Origin of the sequence: Streptomyces sp. SID13726, from assembly GCF_010548375.1 — a bacterium.
Taxonomy (GTDB): domain Bacteria; phylum Actinomycetota; class Actinomycetes; order Streptomycetales; family Streptomycetaceae; genus Streptomyces.
Genome location: NZ_JAAGLY010000101.1, coordinates 1 through 715, shown reverse-complemented (window position 1 = coordinate 715; position 715 = coordinate 1). Strand labels below are relative to the sequence as shown.

The window sequence follows — 715 nt, the reverse complement described above, 5'->3', positions numbered from 1 at the left end:
GGCGCCGGCCCCCTGGGCGCGGAGCACGTCGACCAGCTCGGGGTAGGTCCCGGTGCGCGCGGTCGACTCGGTGAGGCCGGTCAAGGTCAGGCCGCTGACGACGATCCGGCGCGCACCGAGGGCATCTCGGTCGAACCGTTCGACGACGAGCGCCCACCGGCCCCGGGACCTGACCACGTCCGCCCGGGGTACGACGATGCCGACCGAACGGGCGAGGTGGATCGCGACGGCCTCCGCCTGGACCACGGGGAACGTGTCCGAGGAGGAGGTGAACTTCGCGATGAGCTGGCGACCGTGGTCGACGAGGTTCGCCTTCGGCCGCGCGCCGCCGATGCCGGTTCCTGACTCGAGTGCGGCACGCAGCGCGGGGGTGAGCTCCTGGCCGCGCTCCAGGGCGGACGCTGCGTCGAACAGCTCGTCCAGCGCAGCGGTCTCGTCACGAGGGACGTACTGGCGCGACGACTCCTGGAAGTCGAGCCCGCCGATCCGGTTCGAGCTCGACAGCAGGAGGTAGGTGAGCTCGTCGATGTCGGTGACGTCCGCCGTCGAGCCGCGGTGACCGTGCAGCCGGTCCAGGATGACGCGCTGCCCCCACGCATCAGGTCCGGCGTCGCGCAGGTTGGGGGCGATCGTCCAGCCGTCAGGTGGTTCTATCCAGTCGTCGCGCAAGGGCAGTGTCGGCCCGTAGAGGCTGATCGCGCGCGGGTCCGCGAGA

1 protein-coding gene is annotated in these 715 nt (G+C 71.6%); it reads right to left on the bottom strand.

What is annotated here, in order from left to right; translation table 11 throughout:
* Nucleotides 1-715: HipA domain-containing protein (locus G3I78_RS46565; protein WP_164436640.1), on the bottom strand; the 715-nt coding region annotated here is incomplete at both ends.